Source organism: Pseudomonas sp. M1 (genome assembly GCF_022760135.1).
Lineage (GTDB): Bacteria > Pseudomonadota > Gammaproteobacteria > Pseudomonadales > Pseudomonadaceae > Pseudomonas > Pseudomonas citronellolis.
Genome location: NZ_CP094343.1, coordinates 5,496,740 through 5,510,728 on the forward strand (window position 1 = coordinate 5,496,740; position 13,989 = coordinate 5,510,728).

The 13,989-nt window shown below is 69.1% G+C and carries 14 protein-coding genes; 6 read left to right on the forward strand and 8 right to left on the reverse strand.

The genetic code is table 11. From position 1 onward, the window contains the following. Nucleotides 1–42: 42 nt before the first annotated feature. Entirely contained in the window at nucleotides 43–885 is an 843-nt protein-coding gene (locus tag PM1_RS24305; RefSeq protein ID WP_009618071.1) for a DMT family transporter, read from the reverse strand. Between the two features lie 134 nt (nucleotides 886–1,019). Between PM1_RS24305 and PM1_RS24310 the strand changes: the two genes are divergently transcribed. The 4 genes from PM1_RS24310 (at nucleotide 1,020) to PM1_RS24325 (ending at nucleotide 4,128) form a co-directional block, all read left to right on the forward strand. After that, nucleotides 1,020–1,457, forward strand: coding sequence for an Lrp/AsnC family transcriptional regulator (locus PM1_RS24310; protein ID WP_009618069.1), 438 nt, complete (start codon nucleotides 1,020–1,022; stop codon nucleotides 1,455–1,457). A 138-nt stretch (nucleotides 1,458–1,595) separates the two neighbouring features. Next, on the forward strand, nucleotides 1,596–2,636 hold the full coding sequence (locus tag PM1_RS24315; protein ID WP_009618067.1) for an aldo/keto reductase: 1,041 nt from the start codon (nucleotides 1,596–1,598) through the stop codon (nucleotides 2,634–2,636). Nucleotides 2,637–2,797: 161 nt separating this feature from the next. Continuing rightward, nucleotides 2,798–3,472 carry a polysaccharide lyase family 7 protein gene (locus tag PM1_RS24320; RefSeq protein ID WP_009618066.1) on the forward strand — a complete coding sequence of 225 codons (675 nt, stop codon included), beginning with the start codon at nucleotides 2,798–2,800 and terminating at the stop codon, nucleotides 3,470–3,472. Nucleotides 3,473–3,534: 62 nt separating this feature from the next. After that, the gene (locus PM1_RS24325) at nucleotides 3,535–4,128 is read left to right on the forward strand and encodes a GNAT family N-acetyltransferase (protein ID WP_009618065.1); all 594 of its coding nucleotides are present in this window, start codon (nucleotides 3,535–3,537) and stop codon (nucleotides 4,126–4,128) included. A gap of 22 nt (nucleotides 4,129–4,150) precedes the next feature. Here the strand turns inward: PM1_RS24325 and PM1_RS24330 are convergent, their stop codons facing one another. Then, a complete protein-coding gene (locus PM1_RS24330; RefSeq protein ID WP_024128182.1) occupies nucleotides 4,151–5,245 on the reverse strand; it encodes a DUF1615 domain-containing protein in 1,095 nt (364 codons plus the stop codon). Nucleotides 5,246–5,416: 171 nt separating this feature from the next. On the opposite strand from PM1_RS24330, the gene PM1_RS24335 reads away from it, so the two are divergent. Beyond that, nucleotides 5,417–6,823 (forward strand): DUF2252 domain-containing protein, encoded by a 1,407-nt coding sequence (locus tag PM1_RS24335; RefSeq protein WP_009618063.1) that lies wholly within the window; start codon nucleotides 5,417–5,419, stop codon nucleotides 6,821–6,823. A 655-nt stretch (nucleotides 6,824–7,478) separates the two neighbouring features. Here PM1_RS24335 and pcaC read toward each other — a convergent pair. The 6 genes from pcaC to PM1_RS24365 form a co-directional block, all read right to left on the reverse strand. Next, the gene (gene pcaC, locus PM1_RS24340) at nucleotides 7,479–7,880 is read right to left on the reverse strand and encodes a 4-carboxymuconolactone decarboxylase (protein ID WP_009618062.1); all 402 of its coding nucleotides are present in this window, start codon (nucleotides 7,878–7,880) and stop codon (nucleotides 7,479–7,481) included. Nucleotides 7,881–7,909: 29 nt separating this feature from the next. Further along, nucleotides 7,910–9,259 (reverse strand): 3-carboxy-cis,cis-muconate cycloisomerase, encoded by a 1,350-nt coding sequence (locus PM1_RS24345; RefSeq protein ID WP_009618061.1) that lies wholly within the window; start codon nucleotides 9,257–9,259, stop codon nucleotides 7,910–7,912. A 105-nt stretch (nucleotides 9,260–9,364) separates the two neighbouring features. Next, on the reverse strand, nucleotides 9,365–9,970 hold the full coding sequence (gene pcaG / locus PM1_RS24350) for a protocatechuate 3,4-dioxygenase subunit alpha (RefSeq protein WP_009618058.1): 606 nt from the start codon (nucleotides 9,968–9,970) through the stop codon (nucleotides 9,365–9,367). An 11-nt stretch (nucleotides 9,971–9,981) separates the two neighbouring features. Next, on the reverse strand, nucleotides 9,982–10,701 hold the full coding sequence (pcaH, locus tag PM1_RS24355) for a protocatechuate 3,4-dioxygenase subunit beta (RefSeq protein ID WP_009618056.1): 720 nt from the start codon (nucleotides 10,699–10,701) through the stop codon (nucleotides 9,982–9,984). A 120-nt stretch (nucleotides 10,702–10,821) separates the two neighbouring features. Continuing rightward, the gene (pcaQ, locus tag PM1_RS24360; RefSeq protein ID WP_009618054.1) at nucleotides 10,822–11,751 is read right to left on the reverse strand and encodes a pca operon transcription factor PcaQ; all 930 of its coding nucleotides are present in this window, start codon (nucleotides 11,749–11,751) and stop codon (nucleotides 10,822–10,824) included. Continuing rightward, nucleotides 11,748–12,620 (reverse strand): helix-turn-helix domain-containing protein, encoded by an 873-nt coding sequence (locus PM1_RS24365; RefSeq protein WP_009618052.1) that lies wholly within the window; start codon nucleotides 12,618–12,620, stop codon nucleotides 11,748–11,750. The genes pcaQ and PM1_RS24365 overlap by 4 nt, the downstream gene beginning before the upstream one ends. A gap of 163 nt (nucleotides 12,621–12,783) precedes the next feature. Here PM1_RS24365 and pobA point away from each other — a divergent pair, with 163 nt between their 5' ends. Further along, entirely contained in the window at nucleotides 12,784–13,968 is a 1,185-nt protein-coding gene (pobA, locus tag PM1_RS24370) for a 4-hydroxybenzoate 3-monooxygenase (RefSeq protein ID WP_009618043.1), read from the forward strand. The last annotated feature ends 21 nt before the right edge of the window (nucleotides 13,969–13,989 follow it).

The following is a 13,989-nucleotide window of genomic DNA, read 5'->3' on the forward strand; positions in this document are numbered from 1 at the left end:
GGTGGGAGTTGGAGTCACCGCCTCGGGAAAAATTCCCACGCCTCAGCGCTTTCCGTAATCCGTCCCACGCAACGCGAAGCGCGCAGCCAGCCGCCGCGGCAGCCCCCAGTCGCGCTGCATGCCCGCCGCGGCCAGGAGGATGGCCGCCACGCCCAGCCACTGCGCCAGGCCCAGGCGGTGGCCGAACACCACCCAGTCCACCAGGATCGCCGCCACCGGGTAGATGAACGACAGCGCGCCGGTCAGCGCCGTCGGCAACTTCTGGATGGCGCCGTAGAGCAGCACGTACATCAGCCCGGTATGGACGATGCCAAGGGTGGCCATGCAGGCCCAGGCCGACGGCTGCTGCGGCAGCGCCGAGAGGTTGGCCAGGGGCGCCAGCAGCAGCACGCCGCTGCACACCTGCACCAGTGCGATCACATGCGGCGGCACTGCCTGCAGGCGCTTGACGATCAGCGCGGCGAAGGCATACAGCAGCGCCGCGCCCAGGGCCAGGGCGATGCCGCCCAGGTAGTCGCTGCCCGGCCCGCCGCTGCCGTGGGCGCTGACGATGGCCAGCATGCCGGCGAAGGACAGCCCCAGCCAGCCGAGCTTGCGCGCGCTGAGCTTTTCGCCGAGGAACACCGCGGCCAGCAGCACCCAGTTGCCGACGATGGCCACCCCGCTGAGCAGCGCCAGGCCGAAGGCGGAAAGGCTCAGCACGCCCGGGCGCAGCATCCCGAGCAGGGCGCAGGCGACCAGCAAGGTGGCGGCGCCGAACACGCAGCGCCAGAACACCACGTCCAGCACCGGCTGGCCGGACACCAGCACCAGCCAACCGATGGTGCCGCAGATCAGCATGGCCGCGGTCATCTCCAGGGTGCCGCGTTGAAAGGACTTGTCCATGGGGCTTCCTCCTGCAAGGTGTGCCTACAGCATGACAAGGCATCACCCCGCCCTTCCATCGCAAACGGAAGGCATCCGCCAAATATCGCCTTTACTATCAAGGCATCCGCCCGCAATCGCCTAACGAGCCGAAAATGACCGACGAAATCGACCAACTGCTGATCGCCGCCCTGATGGAAGACTCGCGCCTGTCGCTCAAGGCCCTGGCCCAGGTCAGCGGGCTCTCCGCGCCCAGCGTCGGCGAGCGCCTGCGCAAGCTGGAGGACCGCGGGGTGATCCGCGGCTACACCCTGGAGGTGGACCCGAAGGCCTTCGGCTACCTGCTGCAGGCCATCGTCCGCGTGCGCCCGCTGCCCGGCCGGCTGCACGAGGTGGAACGGCAGATCCAGGCCATCCCCGAGTTCACCGAGTGCGACAAGATCACCGGCGACGACTGCTTCGTCGCCCGCCTGTGCGTGCGCGACATGGAGCAGCTGGACACCCTGCTCGACCGCCTCAACGCCTACGCCGAGACCAGCACCGCCATCGTCAAGAAGACCCCCGTCAAGCGCCGCCTGCCGCCCATGGCCTGAGGCGGGCGCCAGCAGCAATAGGCAAGAATGCGGCAGCATCGAGCGCCGTCCTTACAGGGCGCGGCGCCCATACTGGTGGCGTCCGCCGCTGCGCGAGGCAGCGGCGCCTTCCCTGCCCCTTCCCGAGGATTGCTCGCCATGCGCTACAGAAAGTTCGGCAACACCGGTCTGTTCGTCTCGGAACTCTGCCTGGGCACCATGACCTTCGGCGGCGAAGGCCAGCTGTGGAGCCAGATCGGCAAGCTGCAGCAGGCCGAGGCCGAGCAGCTGGTCGGCGCGGCCCTGGCGGCCGGCATCAACTTCATCGACACCGCCGACGTGTATTCCGAGGGCCGCTCCGAGGTCATCACCGGCCAGGCCCTGAAGAACCTCGGCGTGCCCCGCGAGGACGTGGTGGTCGCCACCAAGGTGTTCGGCGAGACCGGCACCCGCGGCGCCAACTCCCGCGGCCTGTCGCGCTACCACATCGCCGGCGGCGTGCAGGCCAGCCTGGAGCGCCTGCAACTGGACCACATCGACCTCTACCAGGTGCACGGCTTCGACCCGGCCACGCCGATCGAGGAAACCCTGCGCGCCCTCGACGACCTGGTGCGCCAGGGCCTGGTGCGCTACGTCGGCGTCTCCAACTGGGCGGCCTGGCAGATCATGAAGGCCCTGGGCACCGCCGAGCGCCTCGGCCTGGCCCGCTTCGAGTCGCTGCAGGCCTACTACAGCATCGCCGGCCGCGACCTGGAGCGCGAACTGGTGCCGCTGCTGCGCAGCGAGAAAGTCGGCCTGATGGTCTGGAGCCCGCTGGCCGGCGGCCTGCTCAGCGGCAAGTATGGCCGCAGCGGCGAGGCCGAGGCCGGCAGCCGGCGCACCCAGTTCGACTTCCCGCCGGTGAACCGCGAACGCGCCTACGACTGCATCGACGCCATGCGCGGCATCGCCGAAGCCAAGGGCGTATCGGTGGCGCAGGTGGCCCTGGCCTGGCTGCTGCACCAGGAAGTGGTGACCAGCGTGATCATCGGCGCCAAGCGCCTGGAGCAATTGGAGGACAACATCGCCGCCACCCAGGTCGAGCTGAACGCCGAAGAACTGGCCACTCTCGACCAGGTCAGCGCGCTGCCAGCCGAGTACCCCGGCTGGATGCTCGAGCGCCAGGGCGAGTACCGCCGCGGCCAGCTGGGCGGGCGCTGAGCCGCCACACGGGCAGGGCCCCGGCCACCCCGGCGCCCTGCCCCGGGCTACCGCTCATGCGGAAATCCTGAGCATTCGCCGCCGTCGTCAGTCGCATCCATCAGGCAGGCCCCGCGCCTGCCTTTTCGCTTGCGCCCTTCCCACAGCAGAGGACTGACGACATGAGCGTGAACATCGACAACCTGACCATCGGCCTGCCCGTCCCCCGCTCGGCCACCAACCCGGTGGCCCTGGAGATCCCCGGCAGCCAGGCGCTGCAGCAGTACCCGGAGCTGGTCACACGCCTGCCCGACGGCAGCGTGCAGTTCACCGCGCCGACCCTCGGAGCATCCAGCAAGAGCACCCAGCGCACCCGCTGCGAATGGAAGGAGGCGAAGTACTGGCTGCTGGAAAGCGCGCGCGAGCACAGCAACCGCCAGGAGATGACGCTGACGCGGGTGAACTCGGCGCAGAAGGTGGTGATCTCGCAGATGCACGTGCTCAACGACGACAGCCCGGTGGTCAAGGTGTTCTGGAACAAGGGCAAGATCACCCTGGGCTTTCGTCAGCACTTCGACCAGCCCGACCCGGTGAGCAGCACGGTGCTGGACAAGGTGCCGCTGGGCGCGCGCTTCAGCATCCTCATCCACGCCACCGCCTCGGCCGTGATCACGGTGCAGGCCAGCTGCGACGGGCGCACCTCCAACCTCGCGCCCATGACCCTCGACCCGGACTGGGCCGGCCACGCCTTCGACTTCCATGGCGGGGTGTACAACCAGGTCGACTACACCAGCGCCACCCTGGCCACGGACGGTTCGGTGTGCATCATCCATGACCTGCAGCTGAGCCACGTCTAGCGTGCGGCTTTGCTTCCGCGCCCGAACGCGGCAAGCTCGGGGGCCCAGCCAAGGAAACCGCCATGACCGCCCCCGAGCCCCAGCTACGCCTCACCGGCGAGCACGCCGAACTCCTGCCCCTGGCCCGCGAACAGGCCGGCGAACTCCTCGCCGCGGCGACCGACGGCGAGCTGTGGAAGCTCAAGGTCACGGTGGTGCCGGGGCCGGGCAGCATCGACGCCTACCTGGACAAGGCCCTGGCCGGGCGCGACGCCGGCACGGTGCTGCCCTTCGCCATCCGCGACCGGCGCAGCGGGCGCATCGTCGGCAGCACGCGCTTGTGGAAGATCGACCGCGCCAACCGCAAGCTGGAGATCGGCCACACCTGGCTGGCCGCCTCGGCGCAGCGCACGGCGATCAACACCGAGGCCAAGTTCCTGCTGCTGGAATACGCCTTCGAAGTCATGCACTGCGTGCGCGTGCAGTTCACCACCGACGTGCTCAACGAGAAGTCCCGCGCCGCCCTCCTGCGCCTGGGCGCGGTGCAGGAGGGCATCGTCCGCCACGAGCGGATCATGCCCGACGGGCGCAAGCGCGACTCGGTGCGCTTCAGCATCATCGACGACGAGTGGCCGGCGGTGAAGGCTGCCCTGCTCGCGCGCCTGGGCCGCGCCTGAGCGTCACGCGACGTGCGCTATCTCAACCCTTCCCCGCCCGTGCCAGGCAGCGCTGGTAGCGCTCGTCCACCCGCTGGGCGAACCAGGCGGTGGTGAGGTTGCGGGTGATCTTCGGGCTGTGCAGGGTGATGCCCGGCAGCACCGCCCGGGCCAGGGGCTTGCCTTCGTTCTTCTCGGCCAGGGCGAAGACCTTGGCGTAGAGCTTCGTCTCGCCGAATTCGGCGCGCTCGCCCTGCTCCAGGTCGCGGCGGATCTGGCTGTCGCTCAGACCCAGGCGCGGGCCCAGGGTGCGCACCGCCAGTTCGGTGGCGCCGGCGGCGCTGGAGTCGTAGCGGATCAGGTCGCCGTCCAGCGCCAACGGGATGCCGGTGGCCAGGCTCACCGCGCGCTGGAAGGCGGCGTTGCGGCTGGCGTACCAGCCGGCGTTGAAGTCGGCGAAGCGGTACAGCGGCCGCTGGTAGTCCGCCGGGTAGCCCAGCAGGTGGGCGATGCCGAAGTACAGGCCGCCGCGGCGGCTGAACACTTCCTGGCGCACGCTGCCCTTCAGCGGGTACGGGTAACCCTCGGCGTGCTGTTCGGCGAAGGCCACGCTGACCTGCATGGGCCCGCCGGTGCGCACCGGGTTGAAGCGGCCGAACAGCTGCTGGCCGAGCGGCACCATGCCGATGAAGTCGTCGAAGATGGCGCTCAGCTCGCGCTCGCTGCGCACCGCGTCCAGGCGCTGGCTGTAGCTCTTGCCGGTGGGCGACTTCAGCGCCAGGGCGGCGTCGAGCAGGAAGCTGGGGATGTGCAGGCGCGCGGCGCGCTTCTGCATCTCGCCGCGGGCGATGCGGCCCAGGCCCGGCACCTGCGGGTCGGCCTGGAAGTTGGATTCCTGCTCGGTGATCGCCAGCACCGAGCAGAGGTTCTCGGTGCTCGGGCGGATGCGCTGGGCGGCGAAGGCCGCCTGGATGTCCGTGGCCCAACCGCTGCGGTCGCTCACCTTGGCCGGCAGCAGTTGCGCCAGGGTGGCGCGCACCTGCGCCGGCGTCGGCTCCGGCGCCTGGCGGGCGGACTGCGAGCTGCAGCCGGCCAGGGCCAGCAGGCCGAGGGCGATGCCCAGGGCGCGCCAGGGCATTTTGGCGGGACGGGCGAGCACAATGGCGATGGCGGACATGGACGCTTCCTGACGACGAGACGCCGCGACCATCGCAGAAATGCCCTTTCCAGGCCAGCCCAAGGCGCCGACTTGCAGGCCCCCGGCCAGCCTCTAAGCTCGAATTCATGGTCCCGGGATTGGAGGTGAACGATGGACATCAAGGAACTCCGCAAACAGGGCAAGGACGCCCGCGACAAGTGCCCGCGCAGCAGCCACGCCGAACCCGGGAAAATCGACCGCGACCCGCTGCCGCTGATCGAGGCCTCCAGCGCCGGCCGCGTGCAGTCGCTGGTGGCGCTGCGCTACGGGCGCATGCTGGTGTCGCCCTTCACCTTCTTCCGCGGCAGCGCCCTGCTCCAGGCCCACGACCTCTCGGGCACCCCGGACATGGGCATGGAATTGCCGATCTGCGGAGACTGCCACCTGATGAATTTCGGCGGCTTCGCCTCCCCCGAGCGCAACCTGCTGTTCAACGTCAACGACTTCGACGAGGTCCACCCCGGCCCCTGGGAATGGGACCTCAAGCGCCTGGTGGCGAGCTTCCTGATCGCCGCCCGCGACCTGCGCCACGGCGAGAGCGTGGAAGAGAACGCCTGCCACGAGCTGGTCGCCTCCTACCAGCAGAACATGGCCGAGTGCGCCGAGATGGGCGCCCTGGAGCTGTGGTATGGGCGCATCGACTACGAGGTGGCGCTGGAGCAGGAGAAGGAAAAGGACCTGCGCGAGCACGTGCAGCGCGCCATCGAGAAGGCCAACCGGCGCACCCACGCCGAGTTGCTGCCGAAGATCGCCGAGCGCGACGCCAAGGGCCGCCTGCAGATTCGCGACGACCTGCCGGAAATCTTCCACCTGCACGCCTCGACCTCGCTGCTGGACAAGGACGACGACTGGATGGACCTGGAGCACTGGCAGGACCTGCACGACACCTTCATGCGCGACTACCGCTCCACCCTGCAGGCCGACCGCCGCGACCTGCTCGACCGCTTCGAGGTGCAGGACCTGGTGTTCAAGGTAGTAGGCGTGGGCAGCGTCGGCACCCGCTGCCTGGTGGCGCTGCTGATCGACGCCCAGGAACAGCCGCTGTTCCTGCAGTACAAGGAAGCCCGTCCCTCGGTGCTGGCCGGCTACGTGCGCAGCAAGCTGCGCACCCGCCACCAGGGCCAGCGGGTGGTGGACGGCCAGCGCCTGATGCAGTCGGCCAGCGACCTCTTCCTCGGCTGGACCACCGGCCCCGGCGGCCGCCACTTCTACGTGCGCCAGTTGCGCGACATGAAGGTTTCGGCGGAACTGGAGACCTTCGACGAAAACGCCTTCCTCGCCTACGCCCGCGTGTGCGGCCGGGCCCTGGCCTGCGCCCACGCCAAGTCCGGCGGCCAGGCGGCGCGGATCGCCGGCTACATCGGCAAGAGCGATGCGCTGAACGATGCGCTGGTGCATTACGCCAAGGCTTATGCGTTGCAGAACGAGCGGGATTTCGAGCGGTTCCAGCGCGCTTGCCGCAAGGGGCAGCTGGAGGCGCGTTCGGAGGCGGATTTCGTCGCGGATCGGATGCCGTAGGGCGTATAACCGTTCGCGGTTATACGCCGCTACACCGAAGCCACAGCCAACGCCAAGGTCAGCCCCGGAGCCGCCGGGAACCATGGCCAAGCGGCGGATAACGTGGAACGTTATCCGCCCTACGCCTGGTGAATGGAGTTCTACCGGGCGGTTCGGCGTGCACCCTCAAGAGCGCCCTCTCCCTAACCCTCTCCCTGAAGGGAGAGGGGACCGTTGGGCAGAAACGGGAACGCTGGAGTTAGCCGGCAGTTGCGGAGTTGGAGGCGCGTTCGAAGGCGGATTTCGTGGTGGATCAGATGCCGTGAGGGGGATTGGTGGTTGTAGGAGCGAGCTTGCTCGCGAATGGAGTTCTACCGGGAGGTCCGGAGCGCATCCTCAAGAACGCCCTCTCCCTAACCCTCTCCCTGAAGGGAGAGGGGACCGTTGGGCAGATACTGATACTTCGGCGTTAGCCGGCTAGCACAGTGATTACCGGCTGAAACCATTCCTCCTCTCGGCACGGACAAGCCCCCTCTCCCTTCAGGGAGAGGGCTGGGGAGAGGGGGCCGGAATCCCTCTGATACTCCATCGCCGAAGGTAGACACCATTCGCGAGCAAGCTCGCTCCTACGAAAAGCGCCATAGCGTAGGGCCGTTCGCGGTTATACGCCGTTAGATCAAGCTCCCCCCTCCAGCGACTCCGTCCCCAGCTCGTTCCACACTTCCTCCGCCAGGTGGAAGGTGGCGTTGGCCGCCGGGATGCCGCAGTAGATCGCGCTTTGCAGCAGCACTTCCTTGATCTCCTCGCGGCTCACGCCGTTGTTGCGGGCGGCGCGCAGGTGCAGTTTCAGTTCGCCTTCGCGGTTCATGCCGATGAGCATGGCGATGGTCACCAGGCTGCGGGTGTGGCGCGGCAGGCCGGGGCGGGTCCAGATGTCGCCCCAGGCGTGGCGGGTGATCATTTCCTGGAATTCTTCGTTGAAGGCGGTGCGGTTCTGCAGGCTGCGGTCGACGTGGGCGTCGCCCAGCACCGCGCGGCGGACCTGCATGCCGGCTTCGTAGCGTTGTTTCTCGTCCATCGGGTTCTCTCTCGCTTGTCTGTCGCGCCTCAGCCGAGGCGCGCGTGTTCTTCCAGGGCGCGTTCCACCCAGCGGCGGCACTGGCCCAGGTAGTGGGCCGGATCCAGCAGCCGGTCCAGCTCGGCTTCGCTCAATTGCGCGCAGACCTCGGCGTTGCCGCCCAGCACCTGGCGCAGGTGCGCGCCTTCGGCTACGGCCTGGCGGCAGCATTGCTCCACCAGGTGGTGCGCGGCGTCGCGGCCGATGCGCCGGGCCAGGGCGATGCTCACCGCCTCGGCCAGCACCAGGCCGCGGGTCAGGTCGAGGTTGCGGGCCATGCGCTGGGCGTCCACTTCCAGGCCCGGCACCACCAGCAGCGCCTGCTGCAGTGCGCCGGAGACCAGGCAGCAAAGCTCCGGCAGGCTTTCCCATTCGGCGTGCCACAGGCCGAGGCTGCGCTCGTGTTCCTGGGGCATGGCGCTCAGCATCGTCGCCACCAGGCCCGGCGCGCGGGTGGCGGCGCCGATCAGCACGGCGGCGCCCACCGGGTTGCGCTTGTGCGGCATGGTCGAGGAGCCGCCCTTGCCCGGCGCGGAGGGCTCGAAGACTTCGCCGGCCTCGGTCTGCATCAGCAGGCTGAGGTCGCGGCCGAGCTTGCCCAGGCTGCCGGCCACCAGGCCGAGCCAGGCGGCGAACTCGACGAGGCGGTCGCGCTGGGTGTGCCAGGGCTGTTCCGGCAGTTGCAGGCGCAGCTCCTCGGCCAGCGCCTCGGCCACGGCGAAACCGTCGTCGCCCAGCGCCGCCAGGCTGCCGGAGGCGCCGCCGAACTGCAGGCTGAGCAGGCGCGGCTTGAGTTCGGCCAGGCGCTCGCGGTGGCGGGTGACCGCGCCGAGCCAGCCGGCGATCTTCATGCCCAGGGTCACCGGGGTGGCGTGTTGCAGCCAGGTGCGCCCGGCCATGGGCACGTAGGCGTGCTGGCGCGCCTGCTCGGCCAGGGCCGCGCCCAGGCGCGCCAGGTCGTCTTCCAGCAGGCCGACGGCGGCGCGCAGTTGCAGCACCAGGCCGCTGTCCATGGCGTCCTGGCTGGTGGCGCCGAAGTGCACGTAGCGCTCGGCCTCCACGTCCGTCGCGGCGACCTGCCGGCCCAGCGCCTTGGCCATGGGGATGGCCGAGTTGCCGGCGCTGCAGATGGCCGTGGCCAGGGCGTCGAAGTCGTACAGCTCGGCGCGGCAGGCGGCCTCGATGGGCACCACCGCGCTGGCCGGGATCACCCCGCAGCGCGCCTCGGCGCGGGCCAGGGCGGCCTCGAAGTCGAGCATGCCCTGCAGGCGCGCGCGGTCGCAGAACAGCTCGCGCATCGCCGGCTGGGTGAAGTAGGCGTCGAAAAGTCGGTTGCTCACGCAAGGGCTCCAGTTTTCTTCGTCATCAGGCACAGCCTACGCCATGCCGTGAACGCCGACGGGCGGACCGCTCGCGCGGCCCGCCCGTTCAGGCGCCGGAACGCATCAGAAGTCGAAGAACACCGTCTCGCCTTCGCCCTGGATGCGGATGTCGAAACGATAGGCCAGTTGGCCGTTCACTTCGCAGCGGCGGGCCACCAGGGTCTCGCGGCGCGGCGCCTGTTCGATCAGGTTGAGCACCGGGTCCTTGGCGTTGGCCTCGGCCTCGTCCTCGAAGTACAGGCGCGTCTGCAGGTGGATGTTGATGCCGCGGGCGAACAGCGACACGTTGATGTGCGGCGCCTGCGGGCGGCCGTCGGCGGCCTTGGTCACGCCCGGCTTGATGGTCTTGAGCGTCCACTCGCCGGCATCGAAGGTGGTGGCGGTGCGGCCGAAGCCGTTGAACGCCTTCTCGGCGTCGTAGCGGCTGTCGTAGTTGCCTTCGTGGTCGGCCTGCCAGAACTCCAGGAAGGAGTCGCGCACCAGGTGGCCGTTGCCGTCGTAGACGTGGCCCAGCAGCAGGATGTGCTCGCCGGCGGCGCCGGGCTTGGCCATCTGGTTCCAGATTTCCAGGTCGCGGGTCGGGTTGCCGGCCGCTTCCAGGGCCAGGCCGATGTGCACGTAGGGGCCGGCGGTCTGCGAGGGGGTTTCGGGGAGCAGTTGAACGGGCATGGCGAAGCTCCTCAGCGATTCTCGAAGTGGGTCTGGCGCTGGCCGCGCAGGACGATGTCGAAGCGGTAGGCCAGGCAATCCATGGGGTTGGCCATGCCCATGTCCAGGCGCGCGATCAGGCTCTGCACCGCCTCGGGGTTGGCGATCGACTTGACGATGGGGCACATGGGGATCAGCGGGTCGCCCTCGAAGTACAGCTGGGTGATCAGCCGGGTGGCGATGGACGGGCCGCTGATGGAGAAGTGGATGTGCGCCGGGCGCCAGTCGTTGGGGCCGTTGCGCCACGGGTAGGGGCCGGGCTTGATGGTGCGGAAGATGTAGCGGCCGTCGCTGTCGGTGATGGCGCGGCCGACGCCGCCGAAGTTCGGGTCCAGCGGCGCCAGGTAGCGGTCGTTCTTGTGCCGGTAGCGGCCGCCGGCGTTGGCCTGCCACATTTCCACCAGGGTGTTGGGCACCGGCTTGCCGTACTGGTCGACGACGCGGCCGTGGACGACGATACGCTCGCCGATGGGCAGCGCGCCGGTGTTGAAGTTGAGCAGCAGGTCGTTGTCGTGCTCGCCGAACTTCAGGTGCGAGAAGTCCGGGCCGGTGGTCTCGGAGATCGACTGCGGGATGCTCACCAGCGCCTGGCGCGGGGAGCGGGCGACGGAGGTCTTGTAGTCGGGGGTGAGGGCTTTGGGGTGCCAGTTGCGGTCACGGATGACGAACCGGCTGTTGTCCACTTCGGACATGGCGGTCTCCTGTTGTTGGAGTTATAGGAGCCTGTAGGGCACCAGGCATGTGCTCCGCAGTTTCCGCCAGCTCGGCGCGTAGGAAAATTGAAAAGCTGCCCGCCATCCTTAACCAGATGGTTATGGATAAACCCCTTCGCGGTACTCCTGGCCCACCTCGCGCAGCACCTCCTGGCACCAGTGCGCGCCGAGGGACAGCGGCAGCGAGGCGTTGCTGCAGATGCCCACCGAGCCGCCGGCCTCCTGCAGCTGCGGCGCCAGCTCGGCCAGCTCGCCCTTGCCCAGGGCCGCGCGCACCGCGTCCAGCGGCGCCATCCACACTGCGTCGCTGTCGTCGACGTAGCGCCGGCTCAGACTCAGCGAGAGGGTTTCCAGGCGCCGCGACGACTGGCGCAGGCCGTGCTCGACGAACAGGCTGTCGACGCGCTTGCGGATGGTGGTGCCGGCGGTGGGCAGCACCAGCGGGTATGCCTCCAGCTCCGCCGCGTCCAGCGGCCGTCCCAGCAGCGGGTGGCCGGCGCGCACCACCAGGGTCAGCGGCTCGTTGTACAGGTGTTCGAAGGTCAGGCCCTGGATCTGCGGGCTGTCGGTCATGCGCCCGACCACCAGGTCCAGCTCGCCGACGCGCAGTTGCGAGAGCAGGTGCGCGCTGGGCCCGGTGACCACGCTGACCACCAGCGCCCCGTGGCGCGCGTGCAGGCGCCGCACCACTTCCGGGAGGAAGGCGCCCTCCACGGTGGAAAGTACGCCCAGGCGCGCGCTGCTGGCCGCGTATTCGCCGCCGCGCAGGCTCTCCACGCCGTCGCGCAAGGCCTGCACGCAGGGCCCGGCGTAGCGCAGGAAGGCGATGCCGGCCTCGGTCAGCACGGCGCCGCCCTTGCCGCGCTCGAACAGGCTGGCGTCGAGCACTTCCTCCAGCTCCTTGAGCGTCTTCGACACCGCCGGCTGGCTCACCGCCAGGCGGTCGGCGGCGCGCGCCAGGCTGCCCAGGCGGGCCACTTCGAGGAAGCACAGCAGGTGGCGGAACTTGATGCGTGAGTCGATGTTCATCGGTTACCCCGGAAGGCCCTGGGCGACTGCCCGGTGCCGCGCTTGAAGAATCGCGAGAAGTACGCCGGCTCCGAGAAGCCCAGCTGGTCGGAGACCTCCTGCACGGTCATGTCCGTGTACACCAGGTTGCGCTTGGCCTCCAGCAGCAGGCGCTGGCTGATCAGCTGCAGCGCCGAGACCCCGGCCAGGCGCCGGCACAGGGCGTTGAGGTGCGCCGCGCTGATGCCCAGGAGCTCGGCGTAGCGCTCGATTGGCAGGTGCTCGCGCAAGTGTTTCTCCACCAGCCGACGGAACGCCTGAAGGTGCTCGCGGCCGCGGTCCGGCGCGGCGCTGGCGGCATGGCTGGCCTGCAGGTGGCGGCGGCCCAGCCACACCAGCAGGGCGCTGACCAGCGAGCGCAGCATCAGTTCGCGGCCCGGCTCCTGGCGGGAATATTCGCGCTCGATGGAGTCGAACAGGGTGCTCAGGTAGCGCTCGTCCTCGCCCACCGCGTAGCACTGCGGCTGCTCCAGCACGGCGCGGTCGAACTGGCGCAGCAGTTCCTCGGCGAAGGGCTGGGCCAGGCTGAGGACGTAGCCGTCGATCTGCGCGGTGAAGCGGAAACCGTGCACGCACAGGGGTGGCGAGACCTGCACTGTGGCCTCGCGCACGCGGGTGACGCTGCCCTCCACTTCCAGCTCGGCTTCGCCGGCGCGCACGTAGAGCAGTTGCACCAGGTCGGCGTGGCGGTGCGGGCGGATCTCCCAGTCGTAGAGGCTGCTGCGCGACGGGATGGTCTCGCAGTGCAGGGGGTCGGGTGTCGGCCAGGCGTGGGTCTCGCCGTAGAGCTGGAACACCGGGACCGGATTCGAAGCGGGCGTCTTGTGCATTTATAGGCCGCCGGGGCTATCCACGAAAAATCCAGGTTATCTGTTGGATATTGCCTTCTGCGCGGCGATTCATCCACCAAAAATGCAGGTGCCAATAACAACTACGCGGCCAGGGGGCGTGCCTACGACCAGGCCCCGGCCCGCGACGACGAGGAAAACAACAATGAAAACCCAGGTTGCCATCATCGGCGCCGGCCCTTCCGGCCTGCTGCTCGGCCAACTGCTGCAACGCGCCGGCATCGACAACGTCATCCTCGAACGCCAGAGCCCGGACTACGTGCTCGGGCGCATCCGCGCCGGGGTGCTGGAGCAGGGCACCGTGGACCTGCTGCGCGAGGCCGGCGCCCACGCCCGCATGGACGCCGAGGGCCTGCCCCACGACGGCTTCGAGCTGGTGCTGGACGGCCGCCGCGAGCGCATCGACCTCAAGGGCCTGACCGGCGGCAAGAACGTGATGGTCTACGGCCAGACCGAAGTCACCCGCGACCTCATGGAAGCCCGCCAGGCCAGCGGCGCCCTGAGCATCTACGAAGCCGGCGACGTGCAGCTGCACGAGGTGCAGGGCGAGAAGCCCTACGTCACCTTCACCAAGGACGGCGAGACGGCGCGCCTGGACTGCGACTACATCGCCGGCTGCGACGGCTTCCACGGCGTATCGCGGCAGACCATCCCGGCGGACAAGCTGAAGATCTACGAACGCGTCTACCCCTTCGGCTGGCTCGGCCTGCTCAGCGACACCCCGCCGGTCAACCACGAACTCATCTACGCCAGCAGCGAGCGCGGCTTCAGCCTCAGCAGCATGCGCTCGGCCACCCGCAGCCGCTACTACCTGCAGGTGGGCCTGGAGGAGAAGGTCGAGGACTGGTCCGACGAGCGCTTCTGGGACGAACTCAAGCGCCGCCTGCCGGCCGACGCCGCCGCGCGCCTGGTCACCGGCCCGTCGCTGGAGAAGAGCATCGCCCCGCTGCGCAGCTTCGTGGTGGAGCCGCTGCAGTACGGCAAGCTGTTCCTGGTCGGCGACGCCGGGCACATAGTCCCGCCCACCGGCGCCAAGGGCCTGAACCTGGCGGCCAGCGACGTCGACGCCCTGTACCGCATCCTGGTGAAGGTCTACGGTGAAGGCCGCGTCGAGCTGCTGCAACGTTACTCGGAAGTCGCCCTGCGGCGCATCTGGAAGGCCGAGCGCTTCTCCTGGTGGATGACCAGCATGCTGCACAAATTCCCCGACAACGACGCCTTCACCCAGAAGATGCTCGATACTGAACTGGCCTACTTCCTCGACTCCCAGGCCGGGCGCACCTGCATCGCCGAGAACTACGTCGGCCTGCCCTTCGAACGCATCGACTGAAGGCAGCACGGCGAGCCCCCG

Coding starts and splice junctions, on each gene's coding strand:
- PM1_RS24305 (WP_009618071.1), bottom strand. CDS start 885: ATGGACAAGTCCTTTCAACGCGGCACCCTGGAGATGACCGCGGCCATG.
- PM1_RS24310 (WP_009618069.1), top strand. CDS start 1,020: ATGACCGACGAAATCGACCAACTGCTGATCGCCGCCCTGATGGAAGAC.
- PM1_RS24315 (WP_009618067.1), top strand. CDS start 1,596: ATGCGCTACAGAAAGTTCGGCAACACCGGTCTGTTCGTCTCGGAACTC.
- PM1_RS24320 (WP_009618066.1), top strand. CDS start 2,798: ATGAGCGTGAACATCGACAACCTGACCATCGGCCTGCCCGTCCCCCGC.
- PM1_RS24325 (WP_009618065.1), top strand. CDS start 3,535: ATGACCGCCCCCGAGCCCCAGCTACGCCTCACCGGCGAGCACGCCGAA.
- PM1_RS24330 (WP_024128182.1), bottom strand. CDS start 5,245: ATGCCCTGGCGCGCCCTGGGCATCGCCCTCGGCCTGCTGGCCCTGGCC.
- PM1_RS24335 (WP_009618063.1), top strand. CDS start 5,417: ATGGACATCAAGGAACTCCGCAAACAGGGCAAGGACGCCCGCGACAAG.
- pcaC (WP_009618062.1), bottom strand. CDS start 7,880: ATGGACGAGAAACAACGCTACGAAGCCGGCATGCAGGTCCGCCGCGCG.
- pcaG (WP_009618058.1), bottom strand. CDS start 9,970: ATGCCCGTTCAACTGCTCCCCGAAACCCCCTCGCAGACCGCCGGCCCC.
- pcaH (WP_009618056.1), bottom strand. CDS start 10,701: ATGTCCGAAGTGGACAACAGCCGGTTCGTCATCCGTGACCGCAACTGG.
- pcaQ (WP_009618054.1), bottom strand. CDS start 11,751: ATGAACATCGACTCACGCATCAAGTTCCGCCACCTGCTGTGCTTCCTC.
- PM1_RS24365 (WP_009618052.1), bottom strand. CDS start 12,620: ATGCACAAGACGCCCGCTTCGAATCCGGTCCCGGTGTTCCAGCTCTAC.
- pobA (WP_009618043.1), top strand. CDS start 12,784: ATGAAAACCCAGGTTGCCATCATCGGCGCCGGCCCTTCCGGCCTGCTG.